Here is a 7,979-nt window from a genome sequence, read left to right on the forward strand (position 1 = left end):
TGGCCATGGTTGCTGCATGTCTTCGCCGATGGTGGCTATGCGGGCGATAAGTTGAAGCGGCGACTGAAAAAGATCGGGCGCTGGACGATCGAGATCATCAAGCGCTCGGACAAGGCGAAAGGCTTCGAGGTTCTGCCGCGTCGATGGGTGGTCGAACGGACCTTCGCCTGGCTTGGCAGATGCCGCAGATTGGCCAAAGACGTCGAACGCTCCATCGCATCAGCCGAAGCGTGGATCATGATCGCCCACATTCGTCTCATCACCAGACGGCTAGCAAGGTATGGATATCGTTGAACGCTTTTCGAATCCGACTCTTAGCGCGACAGGGCCGACAAATATAACCGTCGGTTCTTTGCTTGGTGATTGGCATGGTTGTTGCGTCGTCTCAGGAAGACAGTGCACTAAGGAAAGGTCATGATGATTCATGGATGCTCGATGGCGATGGTCCTTGTCGGTGGATACCTTCTTGCTGCATCCGCAGGGGACTTGGCGGCGCTGAGGATGGTTTATCTGCGTCGCCATTGTCGATGGCTGATATATCCAATTTCGATACTTTCATGGTTCGCAGCCCACCGATTTCACTCGGCCTGGATCCGTTTTATGCCAAGTATGCTGACGCAGCAGGCATACCTATTCTTACTGATACCGCGTCCCGTTTAACTTGACTCTTTGGCCTTCCCAAAACGCGGTGAATCTGAATCTCTGGAGCAAACCGGAGGTCTGCGATGCGATCAGGGATTTCATTGCGTGAGGATTTTGAGGGAGAAGGTCTGCGGCGGCTGGCGCGGCAGACGAAGGACGCCGCCCAGGCACGACGTTTGTTGGCGCTCGCGTCGATCTATGACGGAGGCTCGCGTTCCGATGCCGCCCGTCTCGGCAATGTCACGCTCCAGATCGTTCGGGACTGGGTCATGCGCTTCAACGAGCGTGGTCCCCAAGGCCTGATCAACGGCAAGGCTCCCGGTCCGCAGTCGCGATTAAACGATCAGCAGCGTGCGGCCTTGGCACAGGCCATCGAGCGCGGACCGACGCCCTATCTTGACGGCATTGTGCGTTGGCGTCTGTGCGATCTGGTTCAATGGCTTTGGGAAGGGTTTCGCATCTCGGTGAGCGAGCAAACGCTGAGCCGTGAGGTGCGAGCCATGGGCTATCGCAAGCTGGCCGCACGGCCCAAACATCACGCGCAAGACCCCCAAGCCATTGAGGAATTTAAAAAAAGTTCCCCGCCGCGGTGGCAGAAATTGCCGCTGGAGCGGCACGAGGCAAGCAAATAGAAATCTGGTTCGAGGACGAAGCTCGCATCGGTCAGAAGAACAAGATCACGCGCCGGTGGGCCAAGCGCGGAACGCGACCTTCAGCGCCGCATGATCAACGCACCAGATCGGCCTACATCTTTGGCGCAATCTGCCCGAAGCTCGGCAAAGCGGCAGCGCTGGTCATGCCGTGGTGCGACACCTACGCGATGACGCAGCATCTGGCCGAAATCGCCCGTCATGTCGCCGATGACGCCCATGCCATCCTCATCATGGATCAGGCGGGATGGCACATGTCCAACAATCTCGTCGTGCCCGAAAACATAACGATCCTGCCGCTCCCGCCGAAATCGCCAGAGTTGAACCCGGTCGAAAACCTCTGGCTCTTCATGCGCGAGAATTGGCTCTCGAACCGAGTCTTCAAATCCTACGACGATATCGTCAATCACTGTTGCGACGCATGGCGAAAACTCGAAAGTCAGCCCTGGCGCATCATGTCCATCGGACGCAGAGAATGGGCCAATGCGTTCTGATCAATGAGAAGCCGTATGAGTCACAAAAAACGGGAGATTCGCGGTTTGCGATGATGTGCTAGCGTGGCGATTCGTGGTCAGCAGGAGCAAGCTGAGATGAATGGCCTGAGCGGAAGAAGTGAATCAGACTTTGCGGATTATGTCGAGAGGCTTGTCGATGTGATCGGCCATGCCGATCGGGCAGAGCCGCTGAAGGATTACTGCCTTGGCCTCATGCTGCCGGTGGAGCGCAAGAGTGTCGAGCCTCTGGCAGCGGTAACGGCACCGGCGAGGGTTTCGTCCAAGCATCAGTCGTTACTGCATTTCGTCGGTCAGGCGCCGTGGTCGGACGAGGCGCTTCTGCGGCGGATTGGCGATTTGGTGCTGCCGCTGATCGAGCGACATGGGCCGATCGAGGCGTGGATTGTAGATGACACCGGCTTTCCCAAGAAGGGCAGGCATTCGGTCGGGGTGGCGCGGCAATATTGTGGCCAACTCGGCAAGCAGGACAACTGCCAAGTCGCGGTCAGCTTGTCGATCGCCAACGTCGCAGCGAGCTTGCCGATTGCCTACCGGCTGTATCTACCCGAGATCTGGGCCGACGATGCCGAGCGGCGGCGCAAGGCGAAGATCCCTGACAGCGTCGCATTCCAGACCAAACCGGCCATCGCGCTGGAGCAGATCCGAGCCGCCCAGGCAGCCGGAGTGGCGCCCGGTGTGGTGTTGGCCGATGCCGGCTATGGCGTGGACGGCGCATTCCGCGCCGGCCTGTCGGCACTCGGCCTCGACTATGTCGTGGGCGTGCAGCCGACACTCAGCGTCTGGCGACCCGGCGAGGGACCATTGCCACCCGAGCCCTGGCGCGGAAAGGGGCGGCCAACCTCGCTGATGCGCCGCAGCCCCGAGCACAGCCCGATATCGGCCAAGGCGTTGGCGCAGGAACTGCCGCAAGATGCCTGGCAGATCATCGGCTGGCGGGAAGGAACCAACACTGACCTCAACTCTCGCTTCGCCGCCGTGCGCGTCAGGCCCGCGTCCAGGGATTACAAATTGACCGAGCCCCGCGCCGAGGAATGGCTGCTGATCGAATGGCCCGAGGGTGATGCCGAACCACTCAAATACTGGCTCTCCACTCTCCCGGCCGCCGCTTCGCTCGCAAAGCTCGTCAGCACCGCCAAGCTGCGCTGGCGCATCGAGCGCGACTATCAGGAACTCAAACAGGAACTCGGGCTCGGCCACTATGAGGGACGCGGTTGGCGCGGCTTCCATCATCATGCAAGCCTCTGCATTGCCGCTTACGGATTCCTCATCTCCCAAAGGGAGACGATTCCCCCCTCAGCGCCGCCCGAAACCAAAAACCGCCCGCAATCTGGCCTTCCCCAGGGTTATCGACCCCGCGGAGCCCCCGATCCGACCCGAGCGACACGTGTCGAATTCGATCGCCACAATCCGAAGGCACTTGACCGTCGCACTCAGTCGCAACCTCCAGCGATGTCCATGCTGCTCCCGGATGAAGGATCGATAAAATCCACAAATTTGTGACGCAGTAAGACTATTATCTCGTCCGAAAAGGTTCCAGACACGGCACTTTTAATCGCACGTGACATTGTCCTATACATGTTGTCAGAACGTCGTGATGTTCGCGATGCCTTAATCTGGGCCGGGGCGCGGGTGGGCATCATGGCGATCGACGAGACGACGACTGACATTCCGGAGCAGCGGGATTGGAAGAAGCCGGCGCCCGATGATCCCCGCCTCACCCCCGACGAACGGCGGAATTACGCCAACACGATCGACAAGATGACTGCCCGGGAATACTGGGCCCAACGGGCACGCGGCATGGGCGGGCTCTACACGACGGGGGCCGTGGAAAATTTGATGGGCGTGCCTGGCACTCGCTATTACGGAGGAAACATTCTTGTTCACGAATTCTCACATAATATCTTCAACGCGCTTCGCACGGTGGATCCTGATCTCGTCGCGCGAGTTGAAAAAGCCTATTTCCACGCCCGCGAGAAAGGACTCTGGGCGCGTTCGTATATGGAGAACACCGTCGATGAGTATTGGGCCGAAGGCACGCGGTTTTGGTTCAATACGAATACAGCTTACAGCCATGGTGCACTCACCGTCGCCACATCAGACGAGTTCGAGGCTCACGATCCAGAGCTCTACAATATCATGGCTGAAGTCTACCGCCATGATCACCACATTCTGGCGGATGTCTTTTACCGGCACTCTGCAAAGTAACGGCTAACGTCGATCGCCTCGGTAACGGGTGCTGAGCCTTATGCCTGCAGTCCGCAAAGGCGACCCGAGTTATGGCAGCTCGTCCTTCCTGTCGATCGGACCGCTGCAATTATTCGAGTTTTCGTTCAACTGGAGCATCCATGCTGTTCCGCTGCGCCCGGACGCAAAATAACGTTGCGACCGGTTATCGCCGTGCGGTCGAACCCAATTGGCTTGTGTAAATCTTAAAGTGAAGGGCAAAGCACGTGACTTCTCCGCCCGTTATCAAGTTCGCCGATCGCAGGTGAGCGGGTCAGGGCCGGTGCTAATCCGGTGCATATGAGGTTCGGCCGCGCCCGGCGGCGAAATCATGTGGGACGCCTCCTTGAATAAGAGTTCGCGTATCCAGAGGCTTGCCGGATCACTATTGTGCAGAGCGGGCCATTGTACGGCTTCGGTGAACGGAAGGAGTAGTGGTAGCGGAAGCTCAACGATTTGCAGGGGTATGGTTTTTGCGAAATGCTGCGCCAGCCGTAAGGGCATGGTTCCTATGCGTTCGTTGCCCGAAACCATCGGCGGGATCATGCTGAAGCCATGCACGACGACGTCGATGCGTCTCTTGTGACCATATTCGAGCAAATACCATTCCTCGATGCCAGGCCTACGGACATTCCCAAACTTGACCACAACGTGTCCCATCGACATGTATCTCTCGAACGTAAACGGCTCTTCCAGTTGCTTGTTCGAGGTGCAGCCTACGCACACGTGGACATCATCGAACAGCCCTGCTCGGGGATGGGTGTTCGACGCGAACACTTCCGGCAAAATGAGAAGATCGACGTCGCCGCGCCGGAGTAAATCATCAGTGTCATCGCCCGGGGGCCGAAATTCGAAGCTGACAGCAGGAGCTTCCCGCGCCGCGCGCTCAACGACTTTTTCGAAAAATACGAGCGCGACGTAATCGGAAAGGATAACTTTGAAGCGACGATCCGATTGGGCGGGCTCAAACGGCTCTCTGGAAATAATGGAGAGCTGAACATGGAGCAGAGCATCTCGCAAGGCGGGTGCCAGGCTTTCTGCCCTAGGTGTGGGGATAAATTCGCGCCCAGCGATCGTAAACAGCTCATCTTGGAAGAAGGTGCGCAGCCGTGCGACCGCCGCGCTCATGGCTGGCTGGCTCAGGTTAATGCTGCGCGCCGCCGCCGTCAGATTACGTTCGCTCATCAGGGCGTCGAGCGCAACCAGAAGATTGAGATCAAGGCCATTGAACCGCATATTTCTTCATCCGATGGCGGCCGATATGATCCTGCCGATGACCGGACCGGATTGCGCTTGGGACAGTGAGCTCCACGAGGAGCCTGAGCACTTCCGCTAGCAGTCGAGGTAGCTCATAACTCCGGTCCGTTCCGGTCGATCATCGTACCGGCTGGCCAGGCGGAGATGGGCTGTCCAATCGGCATAATGATGACAAGCGGATCCTCGACACGGGTGGGCGGCAAGTCGATGCGTGCGTGTGGCAGCGTAGATCGTACGCTCACCTGCGACACAACAGTCAGTGGACTGTGTCGGCCGAATCTTTCAATGTGTTTCCGCAGCTCGGGTCGAACCGTACCGAAGGCGAATGGAACTTGAAACTTCTGCAATGTGGGAAGCATAACCTGAATCGAATGGGCGATGCCGAGCCCCTCGAGATCCGGACGCACTCCATATAAACCTAGCTCAGCCACCAAAAGGTCTACCCCGTCAACTTTGATGAAGCGGCGCAGCAAGCCCAGATGGGCCGCAACACCGATCGAGTCGTACGCGATCGCACGAAGCTCCGGTCTTGCTCCGGCCCAGCTTTGACTGCCTTGGAACGGCTTTGCATTAAACGCGCCAGTCGGCCCGTATGTCTTCCGAAAGAACTCGGCGAGTTCGACATGATCGGAGAGTTGCAACTCATTTTCCCAGCACAATTTCCACTGCACGTCTGCGCGCATTCAAAGACCTCTTCTTTTGACGCTGGCCGGACGATTTACGGCCTAAGGGTTGTTATTATATCGCTACGACAAGCAATGGTAGTATATCGGCACAAGTGCTGGCCGATGGCTTTCCTGCAAGGCTGATGCTCTTCGTCCTATGGACGCGGGCGAGGCGATATCCTTGACCCCAGCGGCCAATATCATGAGGCGAACCAAAACTGAAATGGCATTCCTTCATGGATCCATGAGCAGCGCTCATAATGGTGAGCAGAGAGTGTTTGCAGGTGAAGCCAAAAAGTGCTCGCGTTCGAACCGCTCACAGAGGACTCCTGAAGGAGCATCAGCCGCAATATCGATCGGACGTATTTTCGGCCGTTGGGCTAGGTCTGAATGGACCCAAGTTTTTTCCAATACTGGCCGCGGTCCGATTTTCCTCTCGGGAAAGAAGGTCGATGCGCCCTAAAGACGAGATTGGAACCGGCTTAGGTGACAATGAAACGGCGGAAATGGAATCACGTGACATGTAGCCCCATACTGGCTCGGGGGCGGGGCGGTTCGCCGCCAAGGAAATGTGAAGTCCGTCGAAATCCCGGTCAGGGGCGCGGTTGGAAGTGGCGAGCTGCATCAGCTCTACTTCGCCCTGCAAGAGTAGCGCCATTGCGCTTCAGCGAGTTGCTTGTTGGTCGAAACGCGAGAACTTCAGTGAGTTGCAGAAGGCCCGCCGCAACAGCACCGAGCATCGGTGCAATTATATAGAGCCAGAGCTGTGAGCGCGCCGTCTCCCCTGCAAAGAGCGCCGGGCCGAGCGACCGTGCAGGGTTTACAGAAGCACCCGAAACCGAAATGCCGGCCAGATGGATTGCGACTAAGGTAAGACCAATTGCAAAACCTGCGACAGTGCCCGCCCCTTCCTCGGTGGTGCTTTTGAGAAATACCGTTACAAACAGGAACGTGGAGATGAACTCAAACAGGAACACAGATCTGACCCCATAAGCTCCCCAGCCGTTTTGGGCGAAACCTTCTACGGCAATGTCGTAGCCACCGACTTTGTCCATGGCTATCACATAGAGAGCGCCTGCGGCCGCTATAGCCCCCGCACTTTGAGCCAAGACATACGCGAGGAAGTCCCACAGTCCAAACCGTCGCGAAACAAGAAAACCGAGGCTGACCGCGGGATTGAGATGAGCGCCTGATACTGGGCCAATCGCGTAGGCCATCGCCACCACTGTCATCCCGAAGGCAAGAGCGACACCGAGGGGGCCCACCTCGGAACGCATAAAGACGAGTGTGCCGCAGCCGAAGAAAATGAGCGCAAACGTTCCTAGTAATTCGCAAAAATATCTATTCATCCTTAACTCCGTTGATTGCATCTCTGCGGATATTTGTCGTCAACCTCGACATTCTCGCTGCCGACTGGGTTTTTGGCAGGTTATCGATGCAGTGTTCGCCAGAACCCTTTGACGCCCACAGGATCAATCGTCCGGTCCGTTCTGTGCCCTATGTCGTTGACTTCAATTTTGTGACGACCAGCCGAGATCAGGACCGGTGCCCTTGCTGCGGCTTGCTCCCGGCGGTCTGCGATAAACACACAAGTTTCGTGCCAAACAAAAGTGGGTCTACGGCAGAGCGATCACTCCGAGGGTCGATCTATCTGGCGTTCAAAAAAGTCTTGAGTCCGACAATAAGCGACATAGCAGACGCGTTGCAGTCTGAAGATTGATCGTGTCCCATGGAGTGGTGTAGCTTGATTTCATAGCCATCGGTGATTTCCGGTAGGGTCGGGTTGCTTAGAGCCAACCTGAGGGACACCACCGATGACCGACGACATGATGAACCTGCGCTCACTCGTTGAGAAGAGCGCTGATGCCGATTTGCTGCGGGAGATGATCGGCTTTGCTGCCGAGAAGCTGATGGCGCTGGAGGTCGGCACGAAGACCGGCGCGGCCTATGGCGAGAAGAATGGCTTCCGGCTGGCCCAGCGTAACGGCTATCGCGACCGGGATTGGGAGACACGGGCGGGCACCGTC

General features: G+C 57.5%; 8 protein-coding genes. 5 read left to right on the forward strand and 3 right to left on the reverse strand.

What is annotated here, in order from left to right; all coding sequences use genetic code 11:
- From GA0061101_RS30825 to GA0061101_RS30845, 4 genes are all read left to right on the forward strand, one after another.
- Window positions 1-294 (forward strand): transposase (locus tag GA0061101_RS30825; protein WP_141694139.1); only part of this gene is annotated, 294 nt, incomplete at its 5' end.
- Window positions 295-725: 431 nt separating this feature from the next.
- A protein-coding gene (locus GA0061101_RS30835; RefSeq protein WP_184462176.1) for an IS630 family transposase occupies window positions 726-1,786 on the forward strand; the annotation gives its coding sequence in 2 pieces (ribosomal slippage) (window positions 726-1,218 and window positions 1,218-1,786; 1,062 coding nt in all).
- A 96-nt stretch (window positions 1,787-1,882) separates the two neighbouring features.
- Window positions 1,883-3,307: an IS701 family transposase gene (locus GA0061101_RS30840; RefSeq protein WP_065091965.1), complete on the forward strand. Its 1,425-nt coding sequence runs from the start codon at window positions 1,883-1,885 to the stop codon at window positions 3,305-3,307.
- Between the two features lie 138 nt (window positions 3,308-3,445).
- Window positions 3,446-4,012: a hypothetical protein gene (locus GA0061101_RS30845; protein WP_120671006.1), complete on the forward strand. Its 567-nt coding sequence runs from the start codon at window positions 3,446-3,448 to the stop codon at window positions 4,010-4,012.
- A 264-nt stretch (window positions 4,013-4,276) separates the two neighbouring features.
- Here GA0061101_RS30845 and GA0061101_RS30850 read toward each other — a convergent pair whose 3' ends face one another.
- From GA0061101_RS30850 to GA0061101_RS30865, 3 genes are all read right to left on the reverse strand, one after another.
- Window positions 4,277-5,266, reverse strand: a complete 990-nt coding sequence (locus GA0061101_RS30850) for a LysR family transcriptional regulator (RefSeq protein WP_004112688.1) — start codon at window positions 5,264-5,266, stop codon at window positions 4,277-4,279.
- A gap of 113 nt (window positions 5,267-5,379) precedes the next feature.
- Window positions 5,380-5,970: a NodA family N-acyltransferase gene (locus GA0061101_RS30855; RefSeq protein WP_004112689.1), complete on the reverse strand. Its 591-nt coding sequence runs from the start codon at window positions 5,968-5,970 to the stop codon at window positions 5,380-5,382.
- Between the two features lie 575 nt (window positions 5,971-6,545).
- Window positions 6,546-7,301 carry an aquaporin gene (locus GA0061101_RS30865; protein ID WP_004112693.1) on the reverse strand — a complete coding sequence of 252 codons (756 nt, stop codon included), beginning with the start codon at window positions 7,299-7,301 and terminating at the stop codon, window positions 6,546-6,548.
- A gap of 465 nt (window positions 7,302-7,766) precedes the next feature.
- Here GA0061101_RS30865 and GA0061101_RS30870 point away from each other — a divergent pair.
- On the forward strand, window positions 7,767-7,979 hold a 213-nt coding region (locus tag GA0061101_RS30870; protein WP_208865045.1), incomplete at its 3' end, for a transposase.

Origin of the sequence: Martinezella lusitana, from assembly GCF_900094565.1 — a bacterium.
Classification (GTDB): Bacteria; Pseudomonadota; Alphaproteobacteria; order Rhizobiales; family Rhizobiaceae; genus Rhizobium; species Rhizobium lusitanum.

Coding starts and splice junctions, on each gene's coding strand:
- GA0061101_RS30840 (WP_065091965.1), top strand. CDS start 1,883: ATGAATGGCCTGAGCGGAAGAAGTGAATCAGACTTTGCGGATTATGTC.
- GA0061101_RS30845 (WP_120671006.1), top strand. CDS start 3,446: ATGGCGATCGACGAGACGACGACTGACATTCCGGAGCAGCGGGATTGG.
- GA0061101_RS30850 (WP_004112688.1), bottom strand. CDS start 5,266: ATGCGGTTCAATGGCCTTGATCTCAATCTTCTGGTTGCGCTCGACGCC.
- GA0061101_RS30855 (WP_004112689.1), bottom strand. CDS start 5,970: ATGCGCGCAGACGTGCAGTGGAAATTGTGCTGGGAAAATGAGTTGCAA.
- GA0061101_RS30865 (WP_004112693.1), bottom strand. CDS start 7,301: ATGAATAGATATTTTTGCGAATTACTAGGAACGTTTGCGCTCATTTTC.